The 15,172-nt window shown below is 32.0% G+C and carries 15 protein-coding genes and 1 pseudogene; 14 read left to right on the forward strand and 2 right to left on the reverse strand.

The genetic code is table 11. From position 1 onward, the window contains the following. The first annotated feature begins 69 nt into the window (after positions 1-69). From AC1DKZ_RS10760 to AC1DKZ_RS10780, 5 genes are all read left to right on the forward strand, one after another. Complete coding sequence (locus AC1DKZ_RS10760; RefSeq protein WP_002136474.1) at positions 70-702, forward strand: type 1 glutamine amidotransferase family protein; 633 nt, start codon at positions 70-72, stop codon at positions 700-702. Positions 703-1,196: 494 nt separating this feature from the next. Continuing rightward, positions 1,197-1,538: a PadR family transcriptional regulator gene (locus tag AC1DKZ_RS10765; RefSeq protein WP_000361911.1), complete on the forward strand. Its 342-nt coding sequence runs from the start codon at positions 1,197-1,199 to the stop codon at positions 1,536-1,538. Beyond that, positions 1,535-2,047 carry a DUF1129 domain-containing protein gene (locus tag AC1DKZ_RS10770; protein ID WP_001243389.1) on the forward strand — a complete coding sequence of 171 codons (513 nt, stop codon included), beginning with the start codon at positions 1,535-1,537 and terminating at the stop codon, positions 2,045-2,047. Before AC1DKZ_RS10765 ends, AC1DKZ_RS10770 begins: the two co-directional genes overlap by 4 nt. Further along, a complete protein-coding gene (locus AC1DKZ_RS10775; RefSeq protein WP_476996193.1) occupies positions 2,047-3,498 on the forward strand; it encodes a serine hydrolase domain-containing protein in 1,452 nt (483 codons plus the stop codon). Before AC1DKZ_RS10770 ends, AC1DKZ_RS10775 begins: the two co-directional genes overlap by 1 nt. Positions 3,499-3,614: 116 nt before the next feature. Then, on the forward strand, positions 3,615-4,427 hold the full coding sequence (locus AC1DKZ_RS10780; RefSeq protein ID WP_427282809.1) for a MerR family transcriptional regulator: 813 nt from the start codon (positions 3,615-3,617) through the stop codon (positions 4,425-4,427). A 187-nt stretch (positions 4,428-4,614) separates the two neighbouring features. Here the strand turns inward: AC1DKZ_RS10780 and AC1DKZ_RS10785 are convergent, their stop codons facing one another. Continuing rightward, positions 4,615-5,331 carry an SDR family oxidoreductase gene (locus tag AC1DKZ_RS10785; protein ID WP_476996194.1) on the reverse strand — a complete coding sequence of 239 codons (717 nt, stop codon included), beginning with the start codon at positions 5,329-5,331 and terminating at the stop codon, positions 4,615-4,617. Positions 5,332-5,507: 176 nt separating this feature from the next. On the opposite strand from AC1DKZ_RS10785, the gene AC1DKZ_RS10790 reads away from it, so the two are divergent. From AC1DKZ_RS10790 to AC1DKZ_RS10825, 8 genes and pseudogenes are all read left to right on the forward strand, one after another. After that, positions 5,508-5,846 carry a winged helix-turn-helix transcriptional regulator gene (locus tag AC1DKZ_RS10790; protein WP_242246086.1) on the forward strand — a complete coding sequence of 113 codons (339 nt, stop codon included), beginning with the start codon at positions 5,508-5,510 and terminating at the stop codon, positions 5,844-5,846. A gap of 278 nt (positions 5,847-6,124) precedes the next feature. Next, entirely contained in the window at positions 6,125-6,877 is a 753-nt protein-coding gene (locus AC1DKZ_RS10795) for a class I SAM-dependent methyltransferase (RefSeq protein WP_476996195.1), read from the forward strand. Positions 6,878-7,013: 136 nt separating this feature from the next. Then, positions 7,014-7,847, forward strand: a complete 834-nt coding sequence (locus AC1DKZ_RS10800) for an alpha/beta hydrolase (protein WP_476996196.1) — start codon at positions 7,014-7,016, stop codon at positions 7,845-7,847. A 117-nt stretch (positions 7,848-7,964) separates the two neighbouring features. After that, entirely contained in the window at positions 7,965-8,759 is a 795-nt protein-coding gene (locus tag AC1DKZ_RS10805) for a VOC family protein (protein ID WP_476996197.1), read from the forward strand. 116 nt (positions 8,760-8,875) lie between these two features. Further along, the gene (locus tag AC1DKZ_RS10810; protein WP_476996198.1) at positions 8,876-9,583 is read left to right on the forward strand and encodes a phosphotransferase family protein; all 708 of its coding nucleotides are present in this window, start codon (positions 8,876-8,878) and stop codon (positions 9,581-9,583) included. Positions 9,584-9,742: 159 nt separating this feature from the next. Next, on the forward strand, positions 9,743-10,339 hold the full coding sequence (locus AC1DKZ_RS10815) for a TetR/AcrR family transcriptional regulator (protein ID WP_476996199.1): 597 nt from the start codon (positions 9,743-9,745) through the stop codon (positions 10,337-10,339). A 203-nt stretch (positions 10,340-10,542) separates the two neighbouring features. Continuing rightward, positions 10,543-11,923: pseudogene (gene lpdA / locus AC1DKZ_RS10820) on the forward strand (dihydrolipoyl dehydrogenase). Between the two features lie 246 nt (positions 11,924-12,169). After that, positions 12,170-12,625 carry a cupin domain-containing protein gene (locus AC1DKZ_RS10825; RefSeq protein ID WP_033715802.1) on the forward strand — a complete coding sequence of 152 codons (456 nt, stop codon included), beginning with the start codon at positions 12,170-12,172 and terminating at the stop codon, positions 12,623-12,625. Between the two features lie 114 nt (positions 12,626-12,739). Here AC1DKZ_RS10825 and AC1DKZ_RS10830 read toward each other — a convergent pair whose 3' ends face one another. Further along, positions 12,740-13,717 carry a phosphotransferase enzyme family protein gene (locus tag AC1DKZ_RS10830; protein WP_476996200.1) on the reverse strand — a complete coding sequence of 326 codons (978 nt, stop codon included), beginning with the start codon at positions 13,715-13,717 and terminating at the stop codon, positions 12,740-12,742. Between the two features lie 330 nt (positions 13,718-14,047). Here AC1DKZ_RS10830 and AC1DKZ_RS10835 point away from each other — a divergent pair, with 330 nt between their 5' ends. Further along, positions 14,048-15,124, forward strand: coding sequence for a helix-turn-helix domain-containing protein (locus AC1DKZ_RS10835; protein WP_476996201.1), 1,077 nt, complete (start codon positions 14,048-14,050; stop codon positions 15,122-15,124). Positions 15,125-15,172: the final 48 nt, after the last annotated feature.

Genomic DNA, 15,172 nt, shown 5'->3' on the forward strand with positions numbered 1-15,172 from the left:
TCCCTGACGTTAACTGTCAGGGAAGTTATATTATAATAGCTATATCAATTGTGATTGGAGTGTTATTGGATGCAAACAAAAAAAGTTTTTCTATATGTATTTAATACAATGTCGGACTGGGAATATGGATATTTAATTGCTGAACTAAACTCAGGAAGATATTTCAAAAAAGATTTAGTACCTTTAAAAGTAATTACAGTAGGAGCTAATAAAGAAATGATTACTACTATGGGAGGGCTGAGCATAAAACCAGATATTTCCCTTGATGAATGTACTCTTGAGAGTAAAGATCTTTTAATTTTACCAGGAGGGACTACTTGGAGTGAAGAAATTCATCAACCTATCTTGGAAAGAATTGGCCAAGCTTTAAAGCTTGGCACTATTGTTGCTGCAATTTGTGGTGCAACTGAGGCCCTTGCGAATATGGGATACTTAGATACTAGAAAGCATACAAGTAATAATTTAGAATACACTAAAATGGTATGTCCTAACTATAAAGGAGAAAAGTTCTATGAGTTGAGATCCGCGGTATCTGCTGCGAATTTAGTTACTGCATCAGGAATAGCTCCTCTGGAATTTGCGATGGAAGTACTGAAAAAATTAGATGTATTTGCACCCGATACATTACATTCATGGTATAACCTAAATAAGACTCATAAACCTGAATACTTCTTCCAGTTAATGAATTCAATAAATAGCTGAGCTAAAAAATCAACTTAGCAGTTTTATATTAGTTCAAATAAAAATAATGAAGTAACTGAAAAGCTCACTTTCTCTATTTTGTTTTGCAGAGAAGTTGGGCTTTTTAATTTGGAATTTCCTTAACGTTGTAAATCCGCATTATCCTGACGCTACCCCATATAGCAAGAAAAATCTATTTGTAATACTAATATAAATTATTCTTAAATTTTAAACTGAAAGGTATTACAGGTTGGCATTTATGTTTAAGTTTTGTTAGTCTTTCTAAGATATAAATACATTTATCTGCGAGAGTTATTTTTAAATCGTTAATTATGATCATTTATTATGTAATTATTGACGTATAAAAATGTTCTTTTGGGGATGATAATTTAGGTTATTTGGATAATAACAAAAAGAATATGCTTCTTTTTTAGTGATTGTATAATTATTAGAATTTTTAAATTTAACAGAAATATATACTTGAATGAAGTATATATTTCTGTTAAATTTATCCTATGGACAAAACAAGTTTAATTAAAGGTCATTTAGAAATGTGTGTGTTATCTATTTTGTCGAAAAAGAAAAGTTATGGTTATGAAATTATGAAAGAACTTGAAGTATACAATTTAAAATTGAAAGGAGTAGGAAGTATTTACCCTATTTTAACTAAGTTAAAAAATCAAGAGTGGGTAAATACTTATCAAGAAGTAACAGACAGTGGTAAAGTTAGAATCTATTATGAAATTAATGAAAACGGGAAAATACGTCTTGAGAAGAAAATTAATGAATGGTTAGAATTGCAATCTGATATTCAAATATTATTAAAAAGCGGTTTGAAAGGGGACCTTCTGAAATGAGGAATGAATTAAACGGTAAAGAAAAGCAATTTTTAACTGACGTACTTAAGGAATTAGAGCAATACGATATCAGCTTAGAAGAAAGGGAAAATATTAAGCAACAAATATTAGAGCATGTTCAAGAATGTCGTGAAAATGGGGAGGATAGTATAAATGATCTAGGTACGCCTCAATTATTTGTTCAAGATTTTTTAGAAATAAATGAAATTGACCTACAAGCTAAAATGAGACAACTTCAAAATGAAAAGGGAAATTCGAGCACATTTATCTTAGGTGGCATATTCATCGCAGTTATTACTTACCTCATCTCACAAACTACACTTTCACTATTTTTAACCGAATCATTTAACGGAGCTAATAGCAAAAATACATTTAATTTTAATCTTTTATATCGTATAGCAGAGAATCAATGGTGGAACTATATATTAATAATGTTTAGTTTTACGCTCTCTATATTAGTATTTATTAGCCTAGTAAGTTATAAAAAAAGAAAGCTATCTAAAGTATAATGAAGAAAACTATCTATAAACTATTTCAAATTTGTATTCTTTGTAATGTATTAATATTATGTATCGTACATCCAAAAGTTTATGCTGAGCAAAATATTAAAGTTACTTTAGATAAGTACATTGAAAAATTTATAAAGGAGCAGAAGATTCCAGGAGCTTCTGTTGCAATTGTACATCATAAAGATGTATTCTTCGCAAAATCGTGGGGAATTACTGGAGAGTCTGAAAAAAAGGTAACAAGTAAAACGCCGTTTGCAATCGGTTCAATAAGTAAATCTTTAACAGCTTTAGCTATAGTCAAGTTAATAGAAGATAAAAAAATAAAATTAGAGGATCCAGTTCAACAACATCTTCCTTCGTTTAAACTAAAAGATACACAATCAACTTCAAATATAACAATCCAACATCTACTAACTCATACAAGTGGAATAAATACATATGAAGGCTTAGCATTATCAGATAAACAATTAAAGAGTTCTAAAGCATTAAAAGAAAATGTAACGAAACTTTCAAAAGTAAAATTAAATGCCCCACCAGGGGAAAAGTATCAATATAGTAATGCAAATTATATGATACTTGGTGCCCTTATTGAGGCAGTCACAAATGAAACATATTCTTCATATATAGAAAAGCATGTTTTTCAGCCTTTAAAAATGAATGGCGCAGCGGCAAATAAAGATAGTGCATATGAAAAAGGCTATTTAACAGGTTATCAGTCGTGGTTTGGTATACCAAGAAAAAGTGTAGTGTCTTATGATAATGCTGGAGCACCGTATGGTTATATTACCGCGAATTTGGAAGATATGATTCAATTTATAATGTTTTTGAATCACCAAGAGTACACTCAATTTTTAAAGAAAGAAAGCATGGATCTTTATCTATCACCGCTTTATAAAATAAATTCAGAAAAAAGTTATGGGTTTGGATTAAGAACAACAAATATAAATGATGGCGAAACGATGGTTTGGCATTCAGGATCAACGCCCGATGCTCGTGCAGAAATGTTTATTTTAAATAAAAGCGGCTGGGCTGGTGTGATTTTAACGAATAAAAATCATGTATTAGAAGAAACAGCACTAACGGTATTGAAAAAGGGGATTATTAGTATTTTGAACGGGGAAAAACCTGGTGATATCCCTAAAAACATACCATTCACACAAATTGTTATGTCGATAGTCACACTCTCACTCATTATTACATCAATTATGTTAGTGAAAAAGTATAAACGTAAGAAAACTTGTAAAAAAATAACTAGGCTGTTCGTTGGGAGTATATTTCTACTATTATCTATTATTTTGATCCCACTTCTTATTTATTGCACAAATTCACCGTGGCATACGACTAAATTGTTTGCAGCGGATGTAGCTTTACTCGCTAGTATTACAGTAATTTTATTAGCTGTGAACGGACTGATATCAATATTTATAGCCTTGAGGAGTAAGAAAGTATAAGGGTAAATAATTGAAGAAATATAATTTAAGTTGTTAAAAATAGTTGACTCTCACATAATGTCATTGTTTAAGCTAAAGTTGAGCTTCAAAGTAGATAGAATTTTTAGGAGGAAGCCATGTTTAAAATTGGAGATTTTTCAAAACTATCTTCCATTAGTATACGTATGTTGAGACATTACGATAAAGTGGAGCTATTACAGCCAGTAAAAGTTGATGAGCAAAGTGGTTATCGATATTATTCAGCAGCTCAATTAAAGAAAGTAAATCGAATCCAAACGTTAAAAGATATGGGGTTTAATATCGCTACCATTAAAGAAATAATAGAATGCGATAATATAGATAGTATAAAGGAGCAATTTCTAAATCGTAGTACTCAAATTAAAGAAGACATGAATAACCTCCAAAAACAATTACGTCTCCTCGAAGACTCAATGAAAACGATGAGAGAGGATGTTGTTGAGATGAACTATCATATTTCAATAAAGGAAATTCCAGAAAGAAATGTAGCTAGTGTTAGAAAGGTTATTCCATCTTATAATCACGAAGGGGATTTATGGGGTATATTAATGCAAGAAATACAAATGAAAAATATTAATATTGCCCATCCGAGTTATAGTATTGCGGTTTTCCATGATCGTGAATACAAAGAAAATGATGTAGATGTAGAAATACAGCTAAGTATTTTAGGTAAGCATGAAAATACAAAAGATGTTACATTTAAAAATATAGAATCAACTCATGTAGCTTCTATAACGGTTAATGGAAGTTATGAACAAATGACAGCTGTAAATGAGGCTGCAGCAAAATGGATTGAGACAGAAGGTTACGAATTAGCAGGCCCGATGTTTAATATTTATCATGTGAGCCCAGCGATGGAATCGGATCCTAATAAGTGGGTTACAGAGGTTTGTTATCCAATTAACAAATAAGTAAAAAAAGGCATATTTTATGCCTTTTTTTATTTTATTGTGCTCAAAAATGTATAGCTAAAGGGCTTGTCGGTTTGATTCATCAACTAAATTACAAAAATATGTGGAGGAAGTTAAAAAATTTTATACCTACTGGAAATTGTGTTTAAATAAAAACCTTCAAGATAATTTACAGTTGAATCTTAAATTAATGATATGTGTATCCTCCATCAGGAAACAATACATTGCCTGTAGTAAAGCCATTTTGCATTAAATACAGGACAGTATGTGCAATTTCATCATTATGCCCAGGTCTCTGTACAAGAGAAAGAGATTTATAAGCTTCATAAGCAGCTAGTCTATTTTCGTTTTGTTCATTTTTCCTTTGTATCGTTCCAGGAGAAACAACATTAACTCTAATTGGAGCTAGTTCAACAGCTAAAGCTTTTCCTAAACTTTCAATAGCGCCATTACAAGCTCCGTAAGCAGGCGCTCCTTTAAGTGGCCTTTGACTAAATGCACCGGACATTAATACGATAGATCCAGAGTTTGAGAGAAAAGGAATTGCATATTTTACGGCATAATATTGTGGCCAAAACTTTCCGATAAAACTGCTTTCGGCGATATCGTCCGTAGCAGTTATTGGTCCAAGTGTGTAAGAGGCCCCTGGTGTGAATAAATGATCAAAATTCCCAACTTTCTTGAAAAAATCTTGTAATTGGTTTTTATCTTGGTTATCCAATACATAGGTTTGAAGATGGTTGTTATTTATTACTTCTCGAGCAATCATTAATTTTTCTTCTGAACGGCCTGTAATAATAACATGTGCGCCTTGTTCAATTGCTTGTTTTGCTGTTGCTAATCCAATACCAGAACTCCCGCCAATGATAACGATATGTTTATCTTTTAACACAGTAATAGACATGATTAAACATCTCCCTTAATATAAGATTTAAAATAAGTTGTGTTAATTTTATTATTCGTTAAAAAATGACTACTGAAAAGTACGCGCTTTATATGTACTTAGTCGCGAATTTCGTACTAATCGCTTGTTGTATGGATACATAATATAAAAAATTACTGGGGGGAGTGGTGAGGAAAATGAATTTAGAGGATCCGAAATTAAAAGGGGTAATAGCAACATTACAAATAATCGGAGGTAAATGGAAACCACTCATTTTATTTATATTATTAACAGATGGAACGAAACGGTTTGGTGAATTAAAGCGATTAATACCAGACATTTCTCAAGGAACATTAGCGAAGCAGCTTCGTGAATTAGAGCACGATCAACTAATAAAACGCGAAATTTATCAAGAAATACCACCTAAAGTGGAATATAGCTTAACTGAGCATGGAAAAACAGTTAGTACTGTTTTGGATAGTATGTGTGGTTGGGGAAGAGGACATTTAGAATATATCGATAAAAACAAACTATAATATTATTATGTAAACTAAATGTGATGTGTCGAAACATATCGTTTTAATAATTTATATTTTATAATATACAATTAAATAGTGTTATAGGTTATTATATATGGAGTCTTCCAGATGAGGTGATATAGATGAAATGCTGTATCGTTCGAAGTAACTAGTTGTTCGGGGCTGAAAAAATGCGTACCAGATATAAAAGGAGATTTACGAAAATATCAACTTTGAGTCTATTTCGGGGATCATCATAAACATTTAATACATTTTTGCAAAGGGGAAATAATAAAATGAATGAATTAGAGTACAAAAACTTTTATGATAAAGTGGGAAGTGAAAACGGCTGGGATTTTAGTAAGCTAAAATGTGAGACTGTAGGAGACACCTGGGACTTTTATAGTGAAGTGAAAGTAAGATGTAAACCATCACATATTTTACTTGATGTTGGTACAGGTGGAGGAGAAAATGTACTTAACATAGCATCTTCAGCTGCATCACTGATTGGAATAGATAATTCTAATGGAATGATCAAAACAGCACATTTTAATTTGAATAAAGCAGGTGTACAAAACGTTGAATTTCTCCAAATGGATTCTGAAGTTTTAACGTTTCCGCATGCTCATTTTGATATTGCTTCAAGTTGTCATGCGCCGTTTGTAGCATCTGAATTGGCAAAAGTAATGAAAAAAGGTGCTTTTTTCTTAACACAACAAGTTAGCGAATATGATAAATTAAATCTTAAAGAAGCATTTGGTAGAGGGCAATGCTTAGGTGAAAGAGATGGTACGTTAAAAGATAAGTATATGGGTGAACTTATTAGTGCAGGATTTGAACTCGTGCAAGTACGTGAATATGATGTAACCGATTATTACAGTACTCCTGAGGATCTCATTTTTTTATTAAAACATACGCCTATTATTCCTAGATTTGGAGAAAAAGAAGAGGACTTTAATATTTTACAAAAGTTCATTGACGCTAATAGTTCCGAAAAAGGTATTCGTACGAATTCAAAAAGGTTTATGATTATTGCTGTTAAATCATAGTGTATTTTAACGTAAAAGCTGATTTTCTTTAAAAGAAAATCAGCTTTTTTTGTGGAAAAGAATGCAGGGAAAACTTAAAAATCATAGAAATAGGTAAAGTGGTAATCTGAAAATTGAAATATAGGGGATAATTATTTTGAAACTTTACTATATTAACAACGAAAAAATAAACGCACATATTACTGAGTGGGGAAACAATGAAAAGCCCGTTATCTTTTGTTTACATGGGTTAGGTAGTACGAGTTTAAGTTTTATAGAAATTGCAGAAGAATTAAAGGAAGAGTATAGATTTATCTCCATTGATGCACCTGGGCATGGTAAAACACCGCCCTTTGAAAGAACGGAAGATTATGAGATGCTGAATTTAGCAAACTGGTTAAATGAAGTAATAAATGAACTGAGAATTGAACATTTCTATTTTTTATCACATTCGTGGGGAAGTTTTGTAGCACTATTTTATTTATTAAATAATCCAGAAAAAGTACTAGGAAGCATTCTTATTGATGGAGGATATCAAACAAAAAGGCTTCAAGAAGAAACGCTTGAAGAGGAAATCGCGTATTACGAAAAGGATTTTGAAGAATATATTTTTAATAATTGGGATGGATTTTTCAAAAGTGAAAAAGAAGCCTATACTAGGTGGTCTCCATTATTAGAAATTGCTGTAAAAGACCTAGGGATTGAAATGGATAATGAAGTATGTTGGCATGCGAGAGGTACAACAGCTGGTAATATAATAAGAGGTATGCATAAAGATGAAACGATAGATATTTACGAGAAGTTACCATCTAATATTATATTGCTTCGAGCTACACTACCGCAGATATGGGATGAATATAGAGATAAAACAGTGGAAATTTTCAAGTTAAAAACTGGCGCGAAAGTAAAATTAATCTCTGATACTACACATTTATTACACTGGGATAAACCAGAAGTTGTTATAGAGGAAATAAAAAGTAATTGGAGCTAACATATTCATACTAAAGTTGTAGTTTTTACACGAAAAATCCACCCTTCGGTTTGATTTTATCTATTTATAAGTGTAATACAATAAGAATAGATAATAAGAAACAAGGGGGAATGTAAAGTGATTACACATATATCAGATATAAAACTACAAACGGTTTCTATAGAAGGGGTAAAACAAGTTTATAAAGACATATTATCTTTTCCAATAAAAAAAGAAACCGCATCATATATTCAATTTGAAGTAACACCGTATACAACAATTAGTTTTCAAGAAGTATATGAACCAATTGCACCTGCGCATTTCGCTTTTGAGATCCCATATTCAAAATTTCATGAAACAGTAAGATGGCTTGAAGGTTCTGGATTACTCATTGTGAAATGGAAAGATGGTCATACAATTGATGAGGAAAACGGTCGATTCAATTTATGCTTTAAAGATGGTGATGGAAATCTTCTCGAAATTATCGCACATAGTTATGTTAAAGAAGAGGTATTAGTCCCGCATTCACCGTTAAACATTTTATACGTAAGGGAAATTGGTCTTCCGGTTAAAAGTGTACCTGTATTTACGGAATGGTTGAAATCAAATCTAGACATGAAAACGAAGGAAGATGGGGATATTTTCAACTTTGTTATAGGTGGCACTGCATATATCATCGCAACCTGGTGGCAGCGACCTTGGATTCCCATTACGATGAAAGCTTTACCACCGAAAGTACATGTTTCATTCGGAACACCGGATCATGCGTTTTTACAACAAATCCAAAATAACTTTAAGAAAAATGGTGTTCCATTTGAAAGTAAACATATTGAAGTATTGTTTATTCAACAAGGGTATTCATTTTCTGTTTTGCATACACCGGAGTTTCATTCCGATATTCCTAGAAAATTAAACTTACCACTTTCTATATAATTATAGGGAGGGGTAAGTTTTTTTCATTTTCATGAAGAAGGGTTTCAATATAATTACACTGAATTTATAGAGGACTATAAAGCGTTATTCTAATTTACTGTAAGGAGAGAAATGAATTGAATCTAGGAAATCCGATAGCCAAAGGAAATACGGCTGAAATTTATCTTTGTGATAATAAAGTTGTGAAATTGTTTAAAGAATACCTCCCTAATACAGAATCTCTATCCGAAGCACGAAAACAAAAGTATGCATATTCATGTGGTTTATACGTTCCTAAAGTATTTGAAGTTACAGAGATACAAGGTAGACAAGCTATTATTATGGAATATGTAGAAGGGGAAAGTGTTGGTGAGTTTTTGCTTAATAATTTGAGTAAAGCGGAGCATTTCATAAGTATTTGTGTAAGTATACAACAAAAAATTCATGCTATATCTGTGAGCTCGGATGAAATAGAACCGATGGAAGAAAGGCTTTATCGTCAAATTAACTCCGTACATGATCTGGATGAAAAACAAAAGGGAAATATATTAAAAAAGTTAGATTCAATCACATTTGAACCTAGATTATGTCATGGTGATTTACATCCGTTTAATTTAATTATGAGTAATGGTGATGTGAAAATTATAGATTGGGTTGATGCTAGTTCAGGTGATATTCGTGCAGATGTGTTTCGGACATACTTATTGTATTCACAGAATTCAGTGGAATTAGCTGAAATGTATTTACATATATATTGCAAAAAAACAGGTTTATTAAGAGATGAAATTTTCCAGTGGGCTCCTATAATTAGTGCAGCTAGACTGGCAGAGACTAAACCTCTGTAAATAAAAGATGTTTTTCATGTATTTATTCTGATTCTTGTAAGGATGGTGTATCATTTGTTTTTTTACTCATTGATATTCCCTGTTATTTTTTTCTTGCTAATTCTTTTCGGTTTGTCATATACTTAAAAGAGACCAAACGTTTTCTTTTAGGAGGACACAATGCGTAAAGGTGAATTAACAAAAAGAATGATTCTTGATCGTTCCTCTGCTCTGTTTAATGTAAAGGGCTATAGTGGTTCTTCAATTTCTGATATTATGCGAGAGACTGGGCTGGAGAAGGGTGGTATTTATCGTCACTTTAAAAATAAAGATGACTTGGCTGTTCAAGCCTTTCAGCACGCAACTTCACAAATGGGAGTGCGTTATGTTGAAGAGATAAAAAAAGCATCCAATACGTTGGATAAGTTAAAAACTTTTATTTCAGTTTTTACATCTCTCATTAATAATGATCCTCTTCCTGGAGGGTGTCCAATCATGAACGTAATGTTAGAAGCAGATGATTCCCATCCTCTCATGGCAGTACAAGCACAGATAGCGATGAATCAATTACTTGGAATAATTGAAAAGATTATTACGTATGGAATTGAGCAAGGAGAGTTAAAACCAGATACTCAAGCAAAGCAGATTGCTATCATCTGGATTTCTTCTCTTGAAGGAGCACTTGCCTTGTCACGCTTATACCAAGATACAGTCTATATTGATACAGTATCGTCACGACTTTTAGATGAATTGGAAAAACAAATTACGGCCAAGTAAGCCGTAATTTTTATCGCTAAAAAGAGACTATTCGGTTTCTTTTTTGAGGGGGTGATCACTTAATAGAAATTCCATAATGGAACTATGAAAAAACGGATGAGAGAAGAATGGTACTAATACAAAATAGTAAATTGAAAAATGTGTAGAGTATGAACAATTTCGGCCTACCTGTTTCTAATTTTTGGAGGAGTGTGAAAAAGGATATGAGAGAAATAGAAACAATCGTAATTGGCTCTGGACCTGGAGGATATGTTGCTGCAATAAGAGCTTCACAATTAGGGAAACAAGTGGCAATTATTGAAAGAGAGAATCTTGGTGGCGTATGTGCTAACGTCGGCTGCATTCCATCTAAGGCACTTATTTCTGTAGGTCATCGTTTTGAGGAAACAAAGCATTCAGAAAATATGGGTATTTTTTCTTCTGGTGTAAATGTTGATTTTGCAAAAGTACAAGAATTTAAAAACAACGTTGTAAAGAAATTAGTAGGTGGTGTAGAAGGGTTATTAAAAAGCAATAAAGTAGAAGTGATAAAAGGTGAAGCTTATTTCATGGATGCTAATACTCTACGAGTAACCAATAAAGATGCAGCTCAAACATATACATTTAAAAATGCAATTATAGCTACTGGATCACGCCCAGTTGAAATTCCAGCATTTAAATTTACAAAACGTGTGATTAACTCTACAGGTGCACTTAGTTTAACTGAAGTTCCAAGTAAATTGGTTGTAATCGGTGGTGGTTACATTGGTACTGAATTGGGCTCTGCTTACGCTTCCCTCGGTTCTATAGTAACAATTATTGAAGGAGGTAAAGATATTTTAACTGGCTTCGATAAACAAATGACTCAAATTGTGAAAGAAGACCTTATAAACAAAGGTGTTACAGTAATAGTAGATGCATCCGCTAAAGGTGTTGAAGAAGTTGAAAATGGTGTAATTGTTACCTACGAAATTGGTGGTGAAAAAAAGAAAGTTGACGCTGATTACGTATTAGTAACGGTTGGCCGTCGTCCTAATACTGAAAATATGGGTTTTGAAAAAATCGGTATTGAGTTTTCTGACCGCGGTTTATTAAAAGTTGATCAACAATGTCGTACTAACCTTCCGAACATTTTTGCTATAGGAGATATCATTGCTGGTCCACAGCTTGCACATAAAGCATTTTACGAAGGAAAAGTAGCTGCTGAAGCTATCCTCTGGTGAACTATCATTTGTTGATTACTTGGCAATTCCAGCAGTTTGTTTCACAAATCCTGAATTAGCTACAGTTGGTTATACTGAAGAGCGAGCAAAGGCAGAAGGCATGGAAGTAAAAGTGATTCAATCCCGATTTTCAGCAAACGGTCGTGCACTTGTATCAAATGAAGGTAAAGGGTTCTTGAGGCTATTGGTGCGTAAAGAAGATGGTGTATTAGTAGGTGCTCAAATCGTGGGTAATGGTGCATCAGAAATAATTGCCGAAATGGGTTTAGCAATTGAATCAGGCATGACAGTTGAAGATATTGCATTAACACCACATGCTCAACTAACTTTAAGTGAGATTGTGATGGAAGCGGCTGAGGCCTTAATTTACAATTTTAAATAAATATTAATTAATAAAAATTGGATTTCTTCGTTTTTTAGAAATTCTAAATAAAATAAATGTAGAGATAAATAAATATGTAAAAAACAATCTTTACTAATAAACTTCTTAATAACATATTATGGCTAATTGAGCCGTTTTTTTACCGTAAAAAAGAGACTATTCGTTTTCTTTTTGTGAGAGGATTTATTCATTTATTAGAGAATAAAAAGTGAAATTATGGAAAATAAATATGAGAGGAGAATATAAATGAGTCAATTTGTTAATTCAACAATGGAAGGTAAAAATTTTAGTGCTGTTCAAGTAGGAAAGTGGGAGAATCTGCTTCAATATAAAAATGGAAATCCATTTAAAGCTCCTGGAAAGGTATTTCTTAAAGATGACTTACAATGTACAGGAATGGAAGTTTCACTAAATGTTTTCCCTCCAGGCATTTCGATGCCCTTTTATCATAAGCATAGAGAAAATGAAGAGCTGTATATCTTCGTCAAAGGACAAGGGGAATTCAAGATTGATGATGAAATCCTTGAAATCAAAGAGGGTACTGTCATAAGGGTGGCACAAAAGGGGGAAAGAATTTGGCGTAACAATTCAAGTGAACCTCTCTATTTTATTTGTATTCAAGCTAGGGCAAATACTTTGGAAGAAAGTAATATCGAGGATGGTATTAAGCTAGATAAATCCGTTGAATGGATTGAAAAATAGGTGCCACTGTACGATTAAATATCGTTTCGCTCCTTGTATTTTGTCTTTTGAAGAAAACTTATCTATAGAAAAGTACACCCAATTGTTAAACTGAATGTAACAATTGGGTGTACTTCATAGGAAACCAACTGTGTTTAAAGAATGGCTTTTTTCAATCTTTATTCTATAAAGGTTCATTATCCGTACTTGTTCCTCAGTTAACTCTTCTTTATTCCAATACATATGCATTAAACTATATTCGAATATCTCCTTTAATTTAATAAACAATGGAAGCTGCTCTATCATTTCTTTAGGTAGATCATTTTCCTCCTGGTATCCGTCGATTATTGCTTTTGTAATAGAATTCTCATAGTCGACTATGTTGCCATTCCCAACGAAAGAATATTCTATCGCACTATAGACTGGAACAGCTAAATCGAATATGTAAAAATGTTTTTCACAGTCTTGAAAATCAATCATTGTTAAATTTAAATCATTGTCCACTAATATGTTTTCTAACCATAAATCTCCATGAATTAAGCCGTAATTTGAAGTGGACTTTGGCAGATCCTTTATAGAAGTTAAAACGTCAGATGCAATTTCTCTTATAGTAGTCTCTTCTTTTGGGATATAGTTAAGAAAATTATACTCTTCATTTTCATACCAGTCGTTTATATGTTTTACTGGTTCAATACTTTCAAAATTTTTAGATGCACGATGTAATTTACCAATTTGTTGACCAAGCTTTTTAAATACATTAGAATTCCATTCGTTTCTTGGTAAATGTATACCAGGAGCAGCTTTATATAATACAGCAAAAACTTCTTTATCTAATGTTATTTTCTCTACTAAATTCCCCTTTAAAGAAGGTATTATGGGAGGGACTCCTAAGCCCTTTTGATATAAAAAGTTCGTATATGTAACTTCTTCTAATTGCTCTTCATATGTTTTATAGTTTGTAATTCTAACGAAGTAAGTACCTTGTGCTGTGAGACATTGATACATTTCATTTGTTATTGGTTTCATTTCAATAAAATCCAATGGATATAGTTTATTAATTAGTTTAAGTATCTCTTTTTCTATATTACTCATTTTAACTTCCTTTCCAAACATAAATTTACCACTTACAAAACTACTAGTTCCTTAACTTACAAATTTCGTGTTTTATTTGGTAGAATCCTTTAAAAAAGATTTATCCCGTAAAAGTCCGATTAGTATGGGATAATAATCAGTGGGGAGGAACAAACTTCCCACTGATTAAAGTTTCACTTTATTAGAAAGTTAAGTAAATGTATGGAAAAATAAGATAGCTGAAAAAATATGAAATGAGTAATTACATATGATATTTAAAGGTTCTAGAGGGTGGTTAATGTTATAAACCACAAGAAATATCAAAAGAGAGAAGTGGATACTTCTTATAATATTTAGTGAGGAGGGGGATAAATGAATGAACATATACAGCTAATGATTGAATGGATTGAGGGCAATTTAAAAAAGAAGTTTTCATTAGATAAATTATCTAATTATATGGGATATTCTCCTTACTTCTGTTCGTTTAAATTTCATCAAGTAACAGGGATAAGTATTAGACGATATATTCTTCTTAGAAGATTGTATTTATCAACGGAAGATTTGACGAATGATAGAAAGATAATTGATATCGCATTTGATTACGATTACTCTTCGCAAGAGGCTTATAGTAGAGCATTTAAAACTGTTTTTGGTATAACCCCAGGAAAATTCCAACTTAACAAAATACCGGTTCAATCATTTATTAAACTCTCAATCAATGATGGCAAGGAGTGGGATAGAATGAATTTTTCTAGAAAAATTGAAGTTGATCAGTTACGAAATGCGAAGAGTGAGCTGTTTGATAAAGATGTACTAAATATATTAAATGGTCAATTTATGTATGAAGAATTTAAAAGTGAAAAACTAATGGGGGAGTCTGATTACGCTCCATTTAATGAAGCTATGTGTGTAAATACGACTACTGCACAGATTTTTGATGATGAGTTTATTAAAACAAGGGCAGAAGGACATCAAGGTACTGTAGAAAATTATATGAAAAAGGTTATTCATCCTTTAGAGAATCTTTTTAAGAAAGAGTATAAATGTATCGTTTTATGGTTTGGTGAGGATATGTTTTGCCAAATGAATCTACTTACCGTACTTTCTTACCTTGAACAGTCTGATTATAAGGGAGAAGTATACTTAAATAGCTTCAGAGAGGATGAATTTAAAGTAAGTCAAATTGAACTTGAATTAGGGAACTATTTTTCTGTTTACAATGAAGTTCTAGTAAATCATAAAAAGCCATCTCATGAGGTACTACCTGTAATGTATCAGGCGATAGATTTATACTTAGAAATGCTAAAAGAAAATAATGTAGTAGTAAATTATAGCTCCAAAAATAAAGATTTACCAACACAAGAGTTATTAAAAAGGTTATTTAATCTTTTTCCAGCAATAGGATATGGGGACCTACAATATATAGAGCTTATTAATAAAGCGAGATAAAAATTGAAACTAATTAGATGAGAATACAGTACAAAAGATGCACCTAAA

Source organism: Bacillus sp. 05T21, assembly GCF_056396785.1.

What these genes read in the sequence shown, in the direction of transcription:
- AC1DKZ_RS10780 (WP_427282809.1), top strand. Translation starts at nt 3,615, where the DNA reads ATGTTTAAAATTGGAGATTTTTCAAAACTATCTTCCATTAGTATACGT.
- AC1DKZ_RS10790 (WP_242246086.1), top strand. Translation starts at nt 5,508, where the DNA reads ATGAATTTAGAGGATCCGAAATTAAAAGGGGTAATAGCAACATTACAA.
- AC1DKZ_RS10775 (WP_476996193.1), top strand. Translation starts at nt 2,047, where the DNA reads ATGAAGAAAACTATCTATAAACTATTTCAAATTTGTATTCTTTGTAAT.
- AC1DKZ_RS10835 (WP_476996201.1), top strand. Translation starts at nt 14,048, where the DNA reads ATGAATGAACATATACAGCTAATGATTGAATGGATTGAGGGCAATTTA.
- AC1DKZ_RS10795 (WP_476996195.1), top strand. Translation starts at nt 6,125, where the DNA reads ATGAATGAATTAGAGTACAAAAACTTTTATGATAAAGTGGGAAGTGAA.
- AC1DKZ_RS10785 (WP_476996194.1), bottom strand. Translation starts at nt 5,331, where the DNA reads ATGTCTATTACTGTGTTAAAAGATAAACATATCGTTATCATTGGCGGG.
- AC1DKZ_RS10815 (WP_476996199.1), top strand. Translation starts at nt 9,743, where the DNA reads ATGCGTAAAGGTGAATTAACAAAAAGAATGATTCTTGATCGTTCCTCT.
- AC1DKZ_RS10825 (WP_033715802.1), top strand. Translation starts at nt 12,170, where the DNA reads ATGAGTCAATTTGTTAATTCAACAATGGAAGGTAAAAATTTTAGTGCT.
- AC1DKZ_RS10770 (WP_001243389.1), top strand. Translation starts at nt 1,535, where the DNA reads ATGAGGAATGAATTAAACGGTAAAGAAAAGCAATTTTTAACTGACGTA.
- AC1DKZ_RS10765 (WP_000361911.1), top strand. Translation starts at nt 1,197, where the DNA reads ATGGACAAAACAAGTTTAATTAAAGGTCATTTAGAAATGTGTGTGTTA.
- AC1DKZ_RS10760 (WP_002136474.1), top strand. Translation starts at nt 70, where the DNA reads ATGCAAACAAAAAAAGTTTTTCTATATGTATTTAATACAATGTCGGAC.
- AC1DKZ_RS10830 (WP_476996200.1), bottom strand. Translation starts at nt 13,717, where the DNA reads ATGTTTGGAAAGGAAGTTAAAATGAGTAATATAGAAAAAGAGATACTT.